General features: G+C 70.1%; 16 protein-coding genes. 1 reads left to right on the top strand and 15 read right to left on the bottom strand.

What is annotated here, in order from left to right:
- Position 1 precedes the first annotated feature (1 nt).
- The 15 genes from FOZ70_RS36670 to FOZ70_RS36740 are packed head-to-tail and all read right to left on the bottom strand — an operon-like array spanning position 2 to position 16361.
- On the bottom strand, positions 2-1852 hold the full coding sequence (locus FOZ70_RS36670; protein ID WP_219707841.1) for an acyl-CoA dehydrogenase: 1851 nt from the start codon (positions 1850-1852) through the stop codon (positions 2-4).
- Positions 1852-2943: a hypothetical protein gene (locus FOZ70_RS36675; protein ID WP_219707842.1), complete on the bottom strand. Its 1092-nt coding sequence runs from the start codon at positions 2941-2943 to the stop codon at positions 1852-1854. The genes FOZ70_RS36670 and FOZ70_RS36675 overlap by 1 nt, the downstream gene beginning before the upstream one ends.
- Positions 2940-4523 carry an acyl-CoA ligase (AMP-forming), exosortase A system-associated gene (locus tag FOZ70_RS36680; protein WP_219707843.1) on the bottom strand — a complete coding sequence of 528 codons (1584 nt, stop codon included), beginning with the start codon at positions 4521-4523 and terminating at the stop codon, positions 2940-2942. Before FOZ70_RS36680 ends, FOZ70_RS36675 begins: the two co-directional genes overlap by 4 nt.
- Before the next feature lie 24 nt (positions 4524-4547).
- Positions 4548-5723, bottom strand: a complete 1176-nt coding sequence (locus tag FOZ70_RS36685) for a PLP-dependent decarboxylase (RefSeq protein ID WP_060307511.1) — start codon at positions 5721-5723, stop codon at positions 4548-4550.
- The gene (locus FOZ70_RS36690; protein WP_060089119.1) at positions 5713-6693 is read right to left on the bottom strand and encodes a ketoacyl-ACP synthase III family protein; all 981 of its coding nucleotides are present in this window, start codon (positions 6691-6693) and stop codon (positions 5713-5715) included. Before FOZ70_RS36690 ends, FOZ70_RS36685 begins: the two co-directional genes overlap by 11 nt.
- A gap of 3 nt (positions 6694-6696) precedes the next feature.
- Positions 6697-7680 carry a ferritin-like domain-containing protein gene (locus FOZ70_RS36695; protein ID WP_021164011.1) on the bottom strand — a complete coding sequence of 328 codons (984 nt, stop codon included), beginning with the start codon at positions 7678-7680 and terminating at the stop codon, positions 6697-6699.
- Positions 7681-8313 carry a hypothetical protein gene (locus FOZ70_RS36700; protein ID WP_219707844.1) on the bottom strand — a complete coding sequence of 211 codons (633 nt, stop codon included), beginning with the start codon at positions 8311-8313 and terminating at the stop codon, positions 7681-7683.
- A gap of 1 nt (position 8314) precedes the next feature.
- On the bottom strand, positions 8315-9217 hold the full coding sequence (locus tag FOZ70_RS36705) for a hypothetical protein (RefSeq protein WP_059590712.1): 903 nt from the start codon (positions 9215-9217) through the stop codon (positions 8315-8317).
- Positions 9218-9224: 7 nt separating this feature from the next.
- Positions 9225-9479 (bottom strand): acyl carrier protein, encoded by a 255-nt coding sequence (locus tag FOZ70_RS36710; protein WP_011350104.1) that lies wholly within the window; start codon positions 9477-9479, stop codon positions 9225-9227.
- Positions 9480-9537: 58 nt separating this feature from the next.
- A complete protein-coding gene (locus FOZ70_RS36715) occupies positions 9538-10641 on the bottom strand; it encodes a hypothetical protein (RefSeq protein WP_059816415.1) in 1104 nt (367 codons plus the stop codon).
- Between the two features lie 14 nt (positions 10642-10655).
- Positions 10656-11975, bottom strand: coding sequence for a hypothetical protein (locus FOZ70_RS36720; RefSeq protein WP_219707845.1), 1320 nt, complete (start codon positions 11973-11975; stop codon positions 10656-10658).
- Positions 11965-12705: an outer membrane lipoprotein-sorting protein gene (locus tag FOZ70_RS36725; RefSeq protein WP_021161211.1), complete on the bottom strand. Its 741-nt coding sequence runs from the start codon at positions 12703-12705 to the stop codon at positions 11965-11967. The genes FOZ70_RS36720 and FOZ70_RS36725 overlap by 11 nt, the downstream gene beginning before the upstream one ends.
- Complete coding sequence (locus FOZ70_RS36730) at positions 12702-13919, bottom strand: ABC transporter permease (RefSeq protein ID WP_060307533.1); 1218 nt, start codon at positions 13917-13919, stop codon at positions 12702-12704. Before FOZ70_RS36730 ends, FOZ70_RS36725 begins: the two co-directional genes overlap by 4 nt.
- Complete coding sequence (locus tag FOZ70_RS36735) at positions 13891-14601, bottom strand: ABC transporter ATP-binding protein (RefSeq protein WP_060307536.1); 711 nt, start codon at positions 14599-14601, stop codon at positions 13891-13893. Before FOZ70_RS36735 ends, FOZ70_RS36730 begins: the two co-directional genes overlap by 29 nt.
- Positions 14598-16361 (bottom strand): fatty acyl-AMP ligase, encoded by a 1764-nt coding sequence (locus tag FOZ70_RS36740; protein WP_219707846.1) that lies wholly within the window; start codon positions 16359-16361, stop codon positions 14598-14600. The genes FOZ70_RS36735 and FOZ70_RS36740 overlap by 4 nt, the downstream gene beginning before the upstream one ends.
- 418 nt (positions 16362-16779) lie before the next feature.
- Here FOZ70_RS36740 and FOZ70_RS36745 point away from each other — a divergent pair, with 418 nt between their 5' ends.
- Positions 16780-17727: a fatty acid desaturase gene (locus FOZ70_RS36745; RefSeq protein WP_060089104.1), complete on the top strand. Its 948-nt coding sequence runs from the start codon at positions 16780-16782 to the stop codon at positions 17725-17727.
- Positions 17728-17859 lie beyond the last annotated feature (132 nt).

Below are 17859 nucleotides of genomic sequence, written 5' to 3' on the forward strand. Positions count from 1 at the left end.
GTCATTCCGCCTGCGCGAGTTCTTCGCTGCTGACGCTGATCGCCGCGTGCGCCATCGCGGCGATCACGGCCGCGTGCTGGTCGACCACGGGCAGCACGTTCGCGAAGTAGTAGCGCGCGCTTTTCAGCTTGCCGCGATAGAACGCGAGTTCGGCCGGCGTGTCGGCCGTGTCCGGCGCGTCGAGCCGGCGCGCGGCGATCGTCGCCGATTCGAGCAGCACCCACGCCGACGTGACGACGCCGAACATCTCGAGAAAACGCGTGTAGAACTGGCTGCTGCGGTGCGTATGACCGTCCTCCACGTCGCGCGCGATGTCATCGAGCGCGGCGGCGATCCGGTCGGCGCCCGTGCGCAGCGCGTCGAACAGCGGGCGCAGCTCCGCATGCGTGCCCGTGTGATGCTGGCGCGCGAGGAACACGTCGAGTTCGTCGCGGTAGTACTGGATCAGCCGCGAATGGCGGCCGAAGCCGAGCTTGTCGCGCACGAGGTCCTGCGCCTGGATGTAGTTCGTGCCTTCCCAGATCGACAGGATCTTCACGTCGCGCGCGTTCTGCTCGACGGGGCTCGCGTCGGTGTAGCCGAGCCCGCCGTGCACCTGGATCGCGGTTTCGCAGATCCGCCATGCCTGATCGGAGATGAACGCCTTGCAGACCGGCGTCAGCAGCAGTTGCAGCTTGCGATGGCGCTCGATCTCGGCCGGATCGGCGTCGGGTGTCGCTTCGAGCATCGCCGCGCGCGTCGCGGTCGCGGCGAGCTTGCCGAGCAGGCCGCGGCAGCCGTCGACGCGGCTCTTCATGTCGACCAGCATGCGCTGCACGTCCGCGTGCTCGACGATCGCGACGCGCGCGGCATTCGTGTTCGACGCGCGCTCGATCGGCCGGCCCTGCAGCCGGCGCCCCGCATACTCGACCGCGTGCAGGTACGCGCTCGACGCGACGCCGACGCCGAACATCCCGGTACTCATCCGCGCCTGGTTCATCAGCGGCATCAGCTGCAGCAGGCCGACGTTGCGCCGGCCGCCGAGCAGCCAGCCGCGGGTCGTGCCGTTCGCGCCGAACACCAGGTGCGTGTTCGCGCAGCCCTTGAGCCCCATCTTGCGCGGCAGGCCGATGCAGTCGACATGGTTCGGTTGCAATTCGCCGGTTTCCTCGTCCGGCCAGAAGCGCGGCACGACGAGGCACGACAGCGAGAAGGAATCGGGCGACGCCGTGTCGATGCGGCCGAGCACGAAATACAGCGTGTTCTCTGTCAGCTCGTGCATGCCGGCCGAGATGTAGACCTTCTCGCCGTCGATCGCGTAGATGTCGCGTTCGAGCGGCGTCGCGCGCAACGCGACCGCGGTGAGGTCGGTGCCGGCCTGCGGCTCGGTCGCGCAGAAGCACGCATCCCAGCGGTACGCCTCGAGCGGCGCGATGAGCGCCTTCTGGTGCGGCGTGCCGTGCATCTGCAGCAGCTTGATCGCGGGGCGCGTGAAGCCGCCGTACGTCATGAACGACGGGTTCGCGCCCATGAACATCTCGTAGATCATCTGCGTGACGATCGGCGGCAGCCCGTGCGTGGTGCCGAACAGCGTGTTCGACCATTCGTCGCGAAACCGCGCCCACAACGCGTGGAAATGCGACGGAATGCGCACCTGGCCGTCGTCGAGCAGCGTGCAGCCTTCGACGTCGGCCTGCTGGTAGCTGCGGCCGAGGTCGAGCGCGAAGTCGCGCGCGCGTTCGAGCAGCGCGTCGATCGATGCGCGGTCGTGGGTGCCGTACAGGCCGTGTTCCGCCAGGAACTGCTTGTCGGCTTCGAACAGTTCCCACAGAAAGAAGCGCAATTCGCGCAGGCTGACCTTGTAGGCGCTCATCATGCGTCTCCTTCGATATCGAGTGCGGCATCGAGGCCGCCGGCGAGGTCGACGACGGCCGCCGCCGCCGCGCCGTGCAGCGCCGCATCCCACACGAGCACCGTGCGGCGCTCGCCTTCGTCGAGCGCACCGGCGAGCCGGATCAGCGCGGCCGCCGATTCGGCTGACGACAGGTGGCCCGAGCCATCGTGCTGAATTCGCGCGCCGACCGGGATCGACGCTGCGTCGGCCACGCGCGCCGCGAAGCCGGGATCGAAGCCGGGAGGCACGCACCAGTCGATCTGATCGGCGCGCAGCCCGGCCATGTCGAGCGCGCGGCGGATCGCGCGCGCGGCGACCGGCGCGAGCGTGTCGCGCAGCGTGCCCGGCGCGTCGGCCCACGGATCGGCAATCGACGGCCCGAACTCGAGCGCGACGGACCGCACGCCGCCCCAGTCGGCCGGCTCGGGCGCCGGGCCCGCGCGCGACACGAGCAGCGCGGCGGCCGCGTCGCCGTAGCCGACCAGGTCGCCGAACTGGCGGAAGAACGGATAGAGCCACTTGTCGCTGAGGATCACGAGCGCCTGGTCGCCTTCGTCGAGCAGCCCGTCGAGCAGCATCAGCGCCGAATACCAGCCGAGCGTGCCGTTCTGGCCGAGCGCGAACGGCGTCACGCGCTGCAGGCCGAGTTCGTACTGCATGCGGCCGACGACCGAGTCGCCGATGCCTTCATTGAGCGCGCAGCTCGCGACGATCACGTGGGTCGTGCGGGCCAGTTGCCCGGAGCCGAGCTGGTCGCGCAGGTCGAGCGCGGCATCGGCGGCGAGATCGGCGAGGCTGCGCCCGGGCGGCGCGACCCGCAGCGCGGGCCGGCCGCCCGGCGCGAGGCGCGTGCCTTCCTCGGGCGTCAGCGCACCCATCCCGCGCGGCCGCGCGAAGCGCGCCTGCGGCAGCAGCAGGTGCCGGTAGCCGGGATGGCGCTCCTGTGCCTGGATCGCGCTGAACACGACGGCGGGCGGCAGCACCACGACGCCGCCGGACAGGGCGAGCGTGCCGGGCGCGGCGACGCGGCGCGCGCCGAGGCAGGTTTCATCGAGCGTCGACAGGGTCATGCGGCGGTCTCCTCGTTCGTGCGCGCGAACGCGTCGCGATACTGGTTTTTCAGCGCGGGGCGGTCGATCTTGCCGTTCGGGTTGCGCGGCAGCGCCGGCAGCGGCTCGACGACGAGCGGGCTCATGTAGGTCGGCAACGCGTCACGGCACGCGCGTGCGATGTCGGCGCGGCACGCGTCGGCGTCGAGCGTCGACACGACGCACGCGGCGATCGCCTCGCCGAGCGATGCGTGCGGCACGCCGAACACCGCCGCTTCGCGGATGTGGGGCAGCGCGAACAGTACGTCCTCGACTTCGGTCGGGCTCACGCGGTAGCCGGAGGTCTTGATCATGTCGTCGCCGCGCGCGACGAAATACAGGTAGCCGTCGGCGTCGCGCCGCACGATGTCGCCGGACCACACCGCGACGTCGGGGCGCGGGATCTCGCCGTGCCGGCGCGGCAGCGGGCGAAAGCGCTGCGCGGTCAGCTCGGGCCGGTTCCAGTAGCCGAGCGTGACGAACGCGCCGCGATGCACGAGTTCGCCGGGCTCGTCGGCCGCGCATTCGCTGCCGTCCGCACGCAGCACGAGGATCTCGGCGTTCGGCACGGCCTTGCCGATCGACGTCGGGCGCAACGCCGCGTCGGCCGGCGGCAGGTACGTCGAACGGAACGCTTCGGTCAATCCGTACATCAGGTACGGCGCGGCGTGCGTGAACAGCGCCTGCAGGCGGTGCAGCAGCGGCGTCGCGAGATGGCCGCCGGTGTTCGCGAAGCGGCGGATTCGCGTGCGCGCCGTATCGCTCCAGCCGGCCGACGCGAGCTGCATCCACAGCGGCGGCACGCCGGTGATCGACGTTACGCCGAACGCGTCGCAATGGCGCGGCACGTCGGCCGGCTGCAGGAAGTCGAGCGGCGCATAACATGCGCCGGACGCCAGCGCGGTCGTGAGCTGGCTCAGGCCCGCGTCGAAGCTGAGCGGCAGCACACCGAGCACGACGTCGTCGTCGGCCAGCCCCTGGTACGCGGCGACGCTGAACGCGCCCGACACCAGGTTGCGGTGTGATACGACCACGCCTTTGGGCTTGCCGGTCGAGCCGGACGTGTAGAGCAGCGCGGCGGGATCGTCGTCGACCGGGCGGCCGGCGGCCAAAGGTGCCAAAGGTGCCGAAGCGCCGGCGTCGGACGCGGTGATCGCATCGGCCAGCTCCTCGATCAGCATCGCGCGGGTGCCGACGAGCGCGGCGAGCGCCGGCAGGCGCTTCAATCGCTGCGCGCCGGTCATGAACAGCGCCGCGCCGCTGTCGGCGACGATGTGTTCGATCTGCGCTTCCTTCAATTGCGGATTGACCGGCACGAAGATCGCGCCGAGTGCGTTGGCCGCGAGCATCGCGACCACGGTTTCGATGCGTTTCGGCGCGTAGATCGCGACGCGCTCGCCGGGCCGCACGCCGCGCGACGCGAGCGCGGCGGCCGCGCGGCGGACCGCGCGCGCGAGCTGTTCGTAGGTCATCGTGCCGCCGCCGTCGGCATACGCGGGATGATGCGGCCAGCGCGCGGCGCCGTGGTCGAGCAGGTCGGCGATGCTGATCAGGGCGTTCATGATCGGCTCCTCTCTCTGGTGGGTCTAGGCGGGCCGCACGTACACGTGCGCGGCTTCGTGGGACAGGAAATGCGCCATCGAGTACGTCCGGTGATAGGCGCCGCAGCGCGCGAACACGGCGATGTCGCCGACCTGCGGCGGTGCGCCGGTATCGTCGCGGCCGATCACGTCCGCGCGGCTGCACGTGCTGCCGGCGTAGATCGTCGGCACGCCGCGCGCGGGCGGTGCAGGCGTGCGGCGCACGAGCGACGGCGCGGCCAGCCGGCGCATCACCGATTCGGTCTGCGCGAGCAGGAACGCATGCGACAGCCCGCCGTCGCAGACGGCGATCGTGCGGTCCGGCCATGTCTTGACCGCGACGACGCGCGTCGCGAACACGCCCGCGTCGGCGAAGATCGCGCGGCCGGATTCGTGCGCGAGCGAATACCGGCCGGCCAGCGGGGCGAGCGCGGCCGCATAGCGGTCGAACGCGGCATCGCCCGGGTGATCGTCGGCGAAACCGCCGCCGAGGCTCAGCGAGCCGAGCGGTGCGCCGTTGGCCGGCGCGAGATCGCGGGCGAGCGCCGCGAGCCGCTCGGGCAGCACGAGCGTGTCGGGCTGCGTCGCGTCCTGGCGGATGAACGAATGCGGGCCGGAGAACACGTGCAGCCCGGCGACGGGCAGGCCGGCGGCGGCGAGCGTGCGCACCGCGTCGTGCGCCTCGTTCGGCGTCATCCCGAAATGGTCGTGCCACAGCGCCCGCGCGTCGTCGCCGGCCAGCGCGCCGGCGTTCACGCGCAGCAGTACCGGGCCCGGCGTGCCGCCGCCCGCCGCGGTTTCGCGCGCCAGCGGCACGAAGCGCGCGACCGCGTCCGGGTTGTCGAGCACGAAATGGCAGCGCGACGCGAGCCCGGCGCGCATGAACATCTCGTCCATCGACGGGTTGTTCAGGTAGCGCGGCGTCCTGATCCGGCCGATCACCGCGTCGAGTTCGCCGCGGCTCGCGAGTTCGACGCCGTCCTCGTACGCATGGGCACAACGCGCGAGCATGTCCTGGTTCGGGTTCGCCTTCAGCGACACGATCAGCCGCGTGCCGAGCCGCGCCTTCAACGACCGGTAGCGCGCGATCGCGACTTCCGGCTCGTACACGTAGCACGGCGTGCGCAGGTCGGCGATCCACGCATGGTCGCCGGCGGGGGGAAGCGGGCGCTCAGGCGTCATGGCGGCCCACCGGATGGAGCGTGGCGGCCGCATACGCGCCGCAGTTCGACTGCATCACGCCGAGCACGCGCTGCCCGCGCGCGACCGCGTCGAGCCCGACGTCGGCCAGGTTGATCGGGAAATCCGAGCAGCACGCATGGCCGCGTGCATGGATGTTCTCGGCATACAGCCGCTCGGCCGGCACGCGCATCGCGCGGCACAGCGCGTTCCAGCCCGGCAGGTCGGCGTTGTGCGGCAGCACGAGCTCGTATGCGTCGAGCGCATGCGGTTCGAGCGCGACCGCCGCGTCGATCGCCTTGCGCGTGTACGGCCACTCCATCATGATCAGGTCGGCCTCGTTCGCGGCGACGGTGTCCGAGCCGCGATGCCATTTCGCGTGCGTCTCGATCGCGATGCCGCCGAGCCGGTTCTTCGTGCTGTTGCGCGCGATCAGCATCGCGGCCGCGCCGTCGCACTGCACGCCCGTCATCTGCCGCATCCGGTAATCCTCGCCGTACACGCGGTCGGACGACACGACGAGCGCCGCGTCGAGTTGCGGATAACGACGCATCAGCGCGCGAACGGTCTCGATGCCGGCCGCGACCGACACGCAGTTCAGCTGCGCGACCGAGCCGAGCCACAGCGGCTCGATGCCGAGCTGCGCGGCGAGCTCGTGCGGCAGGCTGCGCGGCGCGGGCGGCACGCTGAACTGCTGCGTGTGCACGTGGACGATCGCGCCGATGTCGGACGGATGCACGCGCGCGGTGTCGAGCAGGCGGCCCGCCGCCGCGATCGCGAGATCGGTCTCGCTCGTGTCGAGCGCCATGTGGAAGTAGCGGCTGCCCGATTGCGCGATCGCCGCGGCCCGTTGCGCCGGGTAGTCGCGCTCGGCGGCCCATGCCTCGATGTCGACCGGCGGGCCCGGCAGTTCGTAGGCCACCGCGTCGATGCCGATCCAGAAATCGCGTGATGCCTGGGAGGAGTTCGTCATGGTTCAGTTGAGCGGCATCGCCGCGTAGTCGAGAACATCGAGTTTTTCGAAGGTCGCCTGCACGGTCGGCGTGAGCAGGCCCATCTCGCGGATCGTCGGCACCAGGCGCCGGAAGATCGAGCGGCGGATCGAGCTGGATACCGGCGACTCGCGCACCATCGCGCTGCATTCGCGCTTCGACAGGCCCATCGGCTCCCAGATGTCGTCCGCGCACAGGTGCTCGTACAGCACGGCCGCGCCTTCGCAGACGAATTCCTCGCGCTCGCGCAGCTCGGTCGAACTCATCTCCGCATACACGCGGCACAGCGTGATCCGGCCGACCGCGAAGTGACGCGCCTCGTCGCGCTGGATCCGCAGGAACAGATCCTTGATGAACGGATCGGTGCTATACGCGACGACGCTCTGGAAGATCGACAGCGCGATGCCCTCGACGAGCACCTGCATCCCGAGGTTCGTCATGTCGAGCGCGCTGCTCGTGATCGTGTCGTGCAGCAGCCCCTTCAGCGAGCGGCTCATCGGGTAGCTGACGTCGAGCTTCTCGTTGACGAGCTTCGCGTACGCCTCGACGTGGCGCGCTTCGTCCATCATCTGAGCGGCGGCGCACAGGCGCGCGCTCAGCCCATCCTCGGCCGACGCGAGCTTCGATGCGCAGATCAGCGCGGCCTGCTCGCCGTGCAGGATCTGCGACAGCAGCCAGCCCTGTGCGTGATGGCGCACCTCGCGCTTGTCGGCGTCGGACAGCTTGCTCCACAGCTCGGTGCCGTAGATCAGCAGCGTCGGGTCGGGCATGCCGAGCGGATTCGCCGGGTCGAGGTCGTGACTCCAGTCGACGTCGGTCGCGACGTCCCACTGCGCGGCCTTCGCCTTTTCGTAGAGCCGGTTCAGCGCCTCTTCGCGCAGTGCGTAGTCGTTCGACATCAGGGCGTCGACGGGCATCGACCAGCGGATGTCGGCCGTGTCCTGCATAACGGTGAGCGTGTCAGTCATTTAGGGTCTCCCCGGCCGCGCGGCGGCGCCGGAATGATGGGCGGAATCGGTAAGCGTCGCGGCTGCGGCGCGCGGTGTCGGCGGATGCGGCACGAGGCGGATCGCATACGACGGCCACGGGCCGCGCAGTTGCGCGTCGAACGCATCGGCGAGCCGCGCGGGCCAGATCGCGCAGCACACGCGGTTGTCGCCGGAGAACTCGGCATCGCGCAGGATCCGGTCGCCGATCCACACGACGGGCGCGCCGCGCGCGGCGTCGCGCAGGGCCTCGTCGTACAGGTGCACGCCGAGCAGCACGTGCGGCGCGAGCAGTTCGGCCGGCAGCGCGCCGAAGTACGGCGCGCAGACTTCGATGAACACACGTGCGCCGGGATGCACCGCGTCGCGGATGCGCGCGGACACTTCCGCAAGGAATGCGAAATACTGGACGTGGTCGAGCAGCACGCGGCGCTCGCTGCCGGATGCGTCGCCGGCATCGCCGGCGTCGTATGGTTCGCCGGCCGCTTCCGCGAGCGCGGCGCGCGCATAGTCGGCCGGCGTGTCGAGCGGCATCCGGTACGCGCTCGCGGCGACCGCGACCGGCTGCCGCGCATCGCGCTCGATCCGGTAGGTGAAATGAACGGGCCGCACCATGTCATGCCTCGCTGTCGAGAGAGAACGTCGCGTCCGGCGCGAATGCGACGTCGGCGACCGCGTAATAGCCGTTCAGCGCGAGCGAGCAGACGGCTGCGCGGTGCGGCGTGTCGCCGTCGCGATGCGCGAGCAGCACCGACAGCCACGGATCGCTGCCGAACGCATGGCCGAACAGCCCGTGGCCGTCGGGCAGCAACGGCGTCTTGCCGACCGACGCGAGCAGCGCGCGGCGCGACGTCGCCGGAAAGAACGGCAGCGCCGCGTGCACGCCGGGGCGGGCCGCGCAGAAGGTGCGGATGTCGCGGCCGAGCCGCACGACTGCGCTGGCCGGCGGCGCGGCGTCCGCGAGCACCGACGGTGCGGCCGGCGACGCTTCGCGGCCGACGTCGATGAGCAGCGTGCACACGCCGAAGCCCGAACGGCCCCACGCGGGGTTGCCGTGCCAGTACGTATAGCCGTGCACGTCGACGTCGACGATCTGCAGCAACAGCGTGCGCGGCCCGGTTTCGGCCGCGGTGGCGAGCGCGCGGCGCAGCACGTAGCCCCAGCCCGCGCATTCGTACGAGCAGGTCATCCAGTCGGGCGTGTAGTCGTTCGCGCCGGCGAGCGCCTGCGCGAACACGCGATGCTGCGGCGAATCGTTCATCAGCAGCATCGACAGGATCGTCGAGCTGACCACGTAGTCGTCCGCGCCGACCGCGCCGCACAGCCGCTCGCGTTCGGCGCACGCGAGCGCGCCGATCGCGCGCGCCGTGTCGTCGAGCGGCACGGCCGCGCCGTCGCGTGACGGCGCGACGCGCCGGTACGCGAGCGCCTGCACGGTCAGCGCGGTCGCCGGGGCCGCCGGGGCCACCGGGAGCGGCTCGGCGGCGGCGGCCGCCACGGTCGCAAGGGGCGCGAGCATCGTCGTGTCAGGCGGCGTGCTGCTGGCGGCGCAGTTGCGCGTCGAGCTGCTGCAGCGTCGTGTACTGCGTGATGTTCAGCGCTTCCGGGTCGATCGAACCGTAGAGCTGTTCGCAGAACACGATCAGCTCGACGATGTTCAGCGAATCGATGCCGAGTTCGCCGATGCCGGCGTCGGTGTCGACGGTCTCGACATTGAGGATCTTCGCGACTTCGCGGGACAGGATGTCGAGCGCGTCGGCCGGAACGTTCTGGGTCGTCATGAGAGGAGCTCCTGGTAATGAAGTGGGTTGATCGGGATCGATCGGCCTGTCGCGTGGGTCAACTGCCGGCTTCGCAGCGCAGGCTCTTGCGAAGCTCGTGATAACAACGGTACGAACTGCCTTCCATCTTCGAAAACGCCAGCAGGTCGCGCTGGTCGTCGAACGTCGCGACCCGGCCGTCGCGCACGAGCGCCGTCAGGAACTCGTTCGACAGCAGCTTGATCGCGAGCACGCGCTGCACCTTGCCGAAGCTGTAGTGCGCGTCGTCGGTCTGGTTGCGCGCGGCGTCGGCGATGAAGCGGTGGACGGCGCGCGCGTCGGCGTCGAGCTCGACGCGGCCGGTTTGCGCGAGCCATTCGACGTGCGCCATCAGCGCGCGGACGAAGTAGGGGCGCACGACGGTCAGGTACTTGTTGAACACGGTCGGGCCGCCGATCCGCAGGCGATCCTCGGCGCTCACGCGCACCTGGCCGCCGACGTTCGCGAGCTGCAGGTTGCCCGCCAGGAACGGCGCGCCGCAGGTCGTGCGCGCGAGCTTGCGGTACTCGTCGGGCCACACGAGGTACGCGGCCGGGAACATCACGCCGGGCAACCGCGCGGCGACGACCGCCATGCAGTCGCGATGCGCTTCGATGCCCCACACCTTGTCGACGGTGAGCGCAAGGCCGTTGTCGTCGCTGCGCACGACCGTGCGCCAGGCGGCGAGGGTCGGGCCGCCGCCGTCGCTCATCAGGAACGCGAAGTTGTGGCCGCTGTCGATGCAGTCGCATGCGCGACGGTTCTGGTCGTCGGAGAAGAACAGCCCGAACATGATGCGGATGAACGCGCGCATGAACGGCTTGAACAGGTGGTGAAACCCTTCGCGTTCGATCTGGCCGAGCAGCGCTTCGGTGAGCGGCGCCTCGTCGTGCCGCAGCGGCGTCGACGCGGACGAATCGGGCAGCACGTCCGGCGTGGCGGCGCGCAGCGCGATCACCATCTCGCTGTCGAGCAGCCGCACGGCGGCCGCCTCGACGAGCCGGGCGGCCGCGCGCGGCGGCGTGCCGATGGTGCCGATCGAGTCGAGGTGGCGCAGCACCGGATACGCGGCCTGGTCGGCCACGCGCAGCAGCAGCGGTGCGGGCAGGTCGACGGACGAAGCGGGGGCGGAAAGCGTGGACATGGGGCGGGTTCCTGTCAGAAGCGCACGCGCACGGCGGCGTCGATACGGGTGCCGAGACCGACCATCCGGTACTCGGAGTTGCTGTCGGAGAACGCGCGGGTGAGCGCGACATCGACGCTCACGCGCTTGTTCACGTCGGCGACGACCTGGGCGATCGCGAGCAGGCCCTTGTCCTGCGGCGAATAGACGCCGCGCAGCGAATACTCGACGCGGCCGATCTTCTTGCCGAGCCGCGCGAACAGGTAGTCGCGCAGGTTGCCGTCCGCGCTCACGAAATCGGCGGTGCCGCCGAGGCCGGCCAGTGCGGCGCCGGGCGCGACGGGCAGCAGCGCGTTGTTCGCGCGCACCGCGCCGACCATCCGGCGCCACTGGTTCGCGTCGTAACGCGCCTCGTCGTGCGACCACTCGACGATCAGCGACAGGTTGCCGGGCAATGCGCTCTGCATGCCGACCGCGCTGCGCCACATGACCTGGCGGTCGTTGCGGCGATCGACGGCGTCGTAGGCGGCCGGCGAATCGAGCGGCGTGCCGTTCGCGATGAAGGCCGGCAGCGGCCGAGTCGTGCCGCGTTCGAGCCATGCGCTCGCGTAGACGGTGTTCGAGCGCGCGACGTCGACCGACAGCGTCGCGCCCGCGCCGCCGCGGCCCGCATGACGTCCGGCGAGCAGCGCGGCCGAGCCGCCCGACCAGTTGTACGCGCCGCGCACGAGCTGCGTCGCGCCCTGCACGTCGCGGTTGTCGACGTCGTTGCGCAGCGTGCGGTTCTCGCCGGCGATGAACTGCAGCGTGGCCTGTTCGCCGGCCCACTTCGCTTCGACGAGCGGCGTGCCTTCGACGTCGCCGTAGCGGTCGTAGATGTCGGCCGTCGCGGCCCGCTTCTGGAAGAAGCCGAGCGGGAAGAACGCCTGCGACGTGTCGAGCGGGTCGATCCGCTTGCCGGCGGTGAGCGTGATGCCGTTGTCGAATGCGTAGCGCACGCCGGCCTCGTTGAAGCGGGTGGCCTGCGCGCCGAGCGAGTGGTTGCTCGCGACGGCGCGCGCGTTCAGGAACAGGTTCTCGCCGTCGATGCGCGCGAGCAGGCCCGCTTCCTGCTGGTTGCGCGGCTGGTCGCCGATCAGGCTGCCGAGCAGCGCATGGCCGTCCATGCTGTCGACCGTGCGTGCGTAGGCGATGCCGTTCAGCGTGCTCAACTGTTCCATCAGCGATTCTCCGTGCGCGAGCGTGCAGCCGAGCGCGAGCGGAACGGCGAGTACGACGCCGCGCCGGAGGCGACTGGACGGGGGGCGAGGGCGGTCACGACGGGCGTCGGCATGGGCGTCGTGGTCACTGGCCATCGGCAAGCGTGTCGGGGTTGAACCAGCCCGACGGAATCTTGCGCGGCTGGCCGTCGAGGATGTCGACGACGCTCGCGCGCTGCTTCTCGATCTCGTTGCGATAGGTGATCTTGCGGATCACCTTGCGCCCGTTCGCATCGACCGGCGCGGAGAAATCGGCGCTGCGGAACAGCAGGCCGCTCGCGAGGAAGAACTGCGCGCGCACCGGCACGTCGGTGTCGGGCGTGACCCACAGCTTGATCGTCGGGTAGACGTTGTCGGGATCGGTCGCGGTCAGGTCGAGCTCGGTGGCCGGCTTGCCGGCGATCGTCGTCGCGCCGGGCGCGGCCGACGCGCGATAGCTGTCCGCCCAGTGCGTGCGCGTGATGTCGCTGATCACGACCTCGCCCTGCAGCCGCTGCATCCCGTTGATGCGTACCGCGCTGCGCGTGTTCGGCACGTAGAACCAGTGGCCGCGCGTCGTCGCGAGATACTTCTGGCCGTCGTTCTCGCCGCTGCGCGTCAGCGCGAGCGTGTCGCCGTTGCCGCGCGTGTAGACGAGATAGCGCGTCGCGTCGCCGGATTGTCCGCCGACCTCGTTCGTGATCTGGATGTTCGTCTGCGTATCGGCGGCCGTGCTGCGGTACGCGTCGGCACGGGCGAGCATGGTCTGGGCCGCCGGTGCGTCGGCTGCGTGGGCGAGCGGCGCGCACGCGACGAGCGCGGCGACCATCAGGCGAATGCGGTTCATGGGGCGAGTCCTTCGAGGATGTTGCGTTTGGCGAGCCCGAGCGTCGCGAGCAGCGCGGCGGCCACGCCGAGCACGACGAACGCGCCTTCGACGGCGGCCACGGCGGCCGGCGAAACCGTGAATTCGAGCAGGATCGGCTTCACGCGGCCCGGCGGCGCGGGCAGGTGGATCTGCGCGTGGTTGAGCGCGACCATCGTCAGCAGCGCCGCCGCGATGCCGGCGGCCGCGCCGAGCAGGCCGAGGAACGCGGTCTCCTGGATCAGCACGCCGCGCACCGTCGAGGCCGGCACGCCGAGCGCGCGCAGGGTCGAGATCTCGCGGCGGCGCTCGACGATGCTCATCAGGATCCAGTTGCTCATCGACAGCAGGATCGTCACGCACAGGATCGCGCCGAACACCGAGAACTGGTTCTTGTACAGCGCGACGACCTGGTGATAGAGCGACACGAGCTGGTCCCAGGTCTTCACGTCGAGCGCGGGCAGCGCGGCGCGCAGCGTCGCGGCGGCGGCCGGCGTGCGCGCCGTGTCCGACAGGAACACCGCGATGCGCGACGCGCGGTCGGTGCGCAGCAGCGCCTGCGCGGCCGCGAACGTCACGTTGACGATCCGTTCGTCGACGTCCTTGTTGCCCGTGCTCATCACGCCGACGATCTGCGCGTCGGTCGCGTTGATGCCGCCGTGCGCGGTCGAGGCCATCAACTGCACGACCGAGCCGACGTGCACGCCGAGCTTGCGCGCGAGTTCGGCGCCGACGACGACTTCGGTGCCGGCATTCGTGGGCGACAGGTAGCGGCCCGACAGCACCGTGTGATAGTCGAAGAAGCCGGGCGGCTCGCGGTTCGGCTCGATGCCTTCGCCGACGAAGCCGTAGCTGAGATCGCCGTTCGAGATCAGCCCGTCGAAGTCGATGCCGCGCGCGGTGGTGGCGACACCCTGCAGCGCGGCGACGGCGCGTGCGGCGGCAGCCTGCTCGTCGGCGGTCAGCCCATACTGCAGCGGCCGTTCGCCGATCAGGTCGAGATAACCGTGGTGCAGCACCTGCACGTGGCCGACGCCGCTGTCGATCGAGCCTTCGCGCACCGCGTCGAAGGTCGCGATCACGTAGCCGAGCGCGAGGCTCGACGCGAACGCGGCGACGCCGATCATCGCCATCGTCAGCACGGTGCGGCGCTTGTTGCGCCAGAGGTTACGCCACGCAAACGTCGACCAGTTCACGATTCACTCCCGGTACGCCGTCGCGCATCTCGATGCGGCGCGGCAGGCGCGCGCACAGACGATCGTCGTGCGACGCAATCAGAAAGGCGGTGCCCAGCGTGCGGTTGGTGTCGAGGATCAGCTCGGCCACCGCGCGCGCGTTGGTGCTGTCGAGGCTGGCGGTCGGCTCGTCCGCGATCACGATCGCCGGCTCCTTGGCGAGCGCGCGTGCCAGCGCGACCCGTTGCTGCTCGCCGCCGGACAGCTCGCCGGGGCGGTGGCGTTCGCGCGCGGCGAGTCCCACCGCGTCGAGCATCGCGCGGGCGCGCTCGCGGCGCGTGCGCGGCGTGCCCCACGCGAAGCAGCCGAGCTCCACGTTCTCGAGTGCCGACATCACCGGAATCAGGTTGAACTGCTGGAACACGAAGCCGATGCGCTCGCGGCGGATCCGTTCGAGCGTGTCCGGCGCGTCGTCGATCCGACGGCCTTCGAGCCAGCGTTCGCCGCTGCTCGGCACGTCGAGAAAGCCGGCCAGGTTGAGCAGCGTGCTCTTGCCGCTGCCCGACGGGCCGACGAGCGCGACGACGTCGCGCCGGCCGATCGAGATCGTCGCGTCGCGCACCGCGACGACGCGGCCCGCGCCCTCGTACACGCGCGTGACGTCGCGCAGCTCGAGCACCGGCGTGAGCGGGGCGGCCGTCATGCGTACGCTCCCTGGCCGGCTTCGACCGCCGCCGCCGCGTGGATGACCGACAGCGCGCCGTTCGCATAGAGGTCGCGGCATTTCAGGCGCTGCAGCTTGCCGCTCGTGGTGCGCGGCAACGAGCCGGGTTCGACGAAGCACAAATCCTGCGCGGCGAAGCCGATGCGCGACGCGAGCAGCTGCTGGCACTCGGCACGCGTCTGCGGTGTCGCGTCGGCGGGCCGCGCCTCGATCGCGACGACCAGCCGCTCGGTGCCCGTCTCGGGGTCGGGCAGCCCGAACGCGATGCACGTGCTCTTGCGCAGCGTGCGATGCGATGCCAGCGCTTCCTCGATGTCGTGCGGGAAGTAGTTGCTGCCGCGGATGATGATGACTTCCTTCTTGCGCCCGAGGATATGGAGCTGGCCGTCCGCGACGTAGCCGATGTCGCCGGTGCGGAACCAGCCGTCAGCCGTCAGCGGCGCGGCGATCGAGCCGTCGTCGGGATTCAGGTAGCCGAGCATCACCGAGGTGCCGCGAATCGCGACTTCGCCGACGGCGCGGTTCGCGAGCGCGTGGTCGCCGTCGTCTAGGATGCGGAAGGCCATGCCGTCGATTGGCGTGCCCATCGCGAGCACGGTTTCGGTCTCGGTGTCGGCGCCGTCGTTCGCGGCGGCCGGTTGCGCGTCGCGGCGCTCGATCAGCGCACGCCGGTCGAGCGTGTCGGCGATCACGTACGGTGCGCCGTCCACCGTGCCTTCATGCCACGCACGATGCATCGATACCGCGAGCGTCGATTCGGCCATCCCGTAGCACGGCTGCAGCGCCGATGCTGCGAGGCCGTACGGCGCGAACGTCGCGGCGAAGTCGCGCAGCGTCGTGTCGTCCACGCGTTCGCCGCCGATGAAGATGTTGCGGCAGGCGGACAGGTCGACGCCTTCCATCGCGGCGGCATTGAAGCGGCGCACGCAGTAGCGCAGCGCGAAGGTCGGCACCGACGTCGTGGTCGCGCGCGCCGACGCGATGCGTTTCAGCCAGCCGAGCGGATTCCGGATGAAGCTGTTCGGCTGCATCATCAGCAGCGGCGCGCGGTAGTGCAGGTTCGACAGCAGCGTGAGCAGCCCCATGTCGTGATAGAGCGGCAGCCACGAGGCGGTGCCGTCACCGGCCGCGATGTCGAAGCGGACCGACCCGCCGATGCCGAGCACGTTCGCGATCACGTTCTCATGGCTGAGCACCGCGGCTTTCGGGTGCGACGTCGAGCCCGACGTGAGCTGCACATGGTGCGGGTCGCGGCCGCTTTTCGCGCTGATCAGTGCGCGCGCGCCGGCATCCGCGGCGATCGACAGCGTGTCGAGATCGACCACGCGCGTCGATGCCGCGGGAAACGCGTCGTCGCGCCACGCGGCAGCCTGCGCATCGGCGGCAATGACGAGACGCGGCCGGTACAGCTCGCACGCGACGTCGATCACTTGCCTGCCGGCGGCGGCGCGGCGCGCGGGAACGGGCACGGTGCAGGGCAGCGCGCCCGTCATCACGCAGGCCATCATCGCGACCGCGTGCTCGACCGACGCGGGCAAGGCGAGCATCACCAGGTCGTTCTCGCGCACGTCGAGTTCACGCAGCGCGCCGGCCTGGTGAAACACTGCTTCCGCGAAGCGCCGGTACGTGATGCCTGCCTCGTTGCCGGCCTCGTCGACGAACGTCATGCGATGCGTGGCGCCCGCGACGTCCTCGAGCGATTCGATCAGGCGATGAATGGTGGATGCGCACTTCGTCACGAGAATCTCCCGTTGAGGAACACGGCCGCTCGTGCCACGGTGCCGGCGGCGCCGTTCGTCGAGTGAGGGGGATTCTTGCCGGATCGACATGACGCGACAAACGGAATATTTGCAGGCTATGCATGAGCGGCACGCATCCACTCGGGTCTGCCCCGCACGGATGCATGTGAAGCCGCGCCAGGTGAATGACCGGTACGCATTCGACCGGTCGTCTAGTTCACGATGTGGTGCGCTCATGCGCGGGCGTCATGCAATGCGTTCGGAAAATTCGTTTGTCCGAAGCATCGACTCACAGAAGAATTGCAACCCGGCAGCGCGCCAGCGTCGCCGTGTCATGGCGCCGGGCAGGGTCCGGCTCAAGGAGAGCGTCTTGTCCGTCACCTCATCGCTTGTTACCCGTCAGAAACCGGTTGCAGACATGAAGAGCCGCCCGAGCGGCGTCGTCTTCTCGCTGAAGCTCGCGGTATACGTCGCGCTCATTGCGCACGGCATGCTGTTCGCGCTGTCGACGTATGTGATCCTGAAGATCGTCGGGGTCCTGCTGATCGGCGCGATGTACGCGCACGGCGTCGAGCTGCAGCACCAGGCGCTGCACTACCAGGGGTTCCGGAGCAAGCGGCTCAACATGGTGTTCGGCGTGCTGCTCGGCATGCCGATGCTGGTGTCGTTCCACGCGTACCAGGACAGCCACCTGCGTCATCACCGGCTGCTCGGCACGCCGGAGAACAAGGAGTTCTTCGACTACGGCGACCAGTACGGCGCGAGCCCCGTCGTCAATCTCGGGCTGTGGGCGTGGCGGCTGTCGATGGCCGCGCACTATATCCAGTTCGCGAAGAACGTCGCGAAGCTCGTCGTGCCGGGAGCGCGCTTCGGCGACAACCCGCTCGTGTCGCGCGCGATCCGCCGCGATCACCTGCTGATGGTCGCCGCGATCGCGCTGCTGGCCGGCGTGTCGGTCGCGCTGCACACGTGGTTTGCCGTGTGGGTGTGGGTCGTGCCGCTGGTGTTCGTCGCCGCGCCCGTGCATGCGCTGGTCGAGATGCCCGAGCACTACCGCTGCGACCTGACGAGCACCGACCCGTTCCGCAACACGCGGACGATCGAGAGCAACGCGTTCATGACGTGGTTCACGAACGGCAACAACTATCACGTCGAGCATCACATGATGCCGAACCTGCCGATCGAGCGGCTGCACGACCTGCATGGCGCGATCGGGCCGCGCATCCGCTATTACCACCGCACGTACCGGCAGTTCTATTACGCGCTGCTGCGCGGCAGGCTGTCGCCGCGCACGGTGGACGACGATGCGGACGAGCGTGCACCCGATGCCGAAGCGGCGGCGCCGGCGTCCACGCAATCGGCATGACTTCGACGGGGCTGGCCGCCCACGTGCGTGCCATGCCGGAACGTTGTTCAACGACGGTGACGACGATGCTCTATCCGGAATTATTCAGGTCGCTGGAAGCAGTGCGCTGGAACATGGAGAAGGACATTCCGT

This window comes from Burkholderia sp. COPS (genome assembly GCF_019425585.1).
Classification (GTDB): Bacteria; Pseudomonadota; Gammaproteobacteria; order Burkholderiales; family Burkholderiaceae; genus Burkholderia; species Burkholderia cepacia.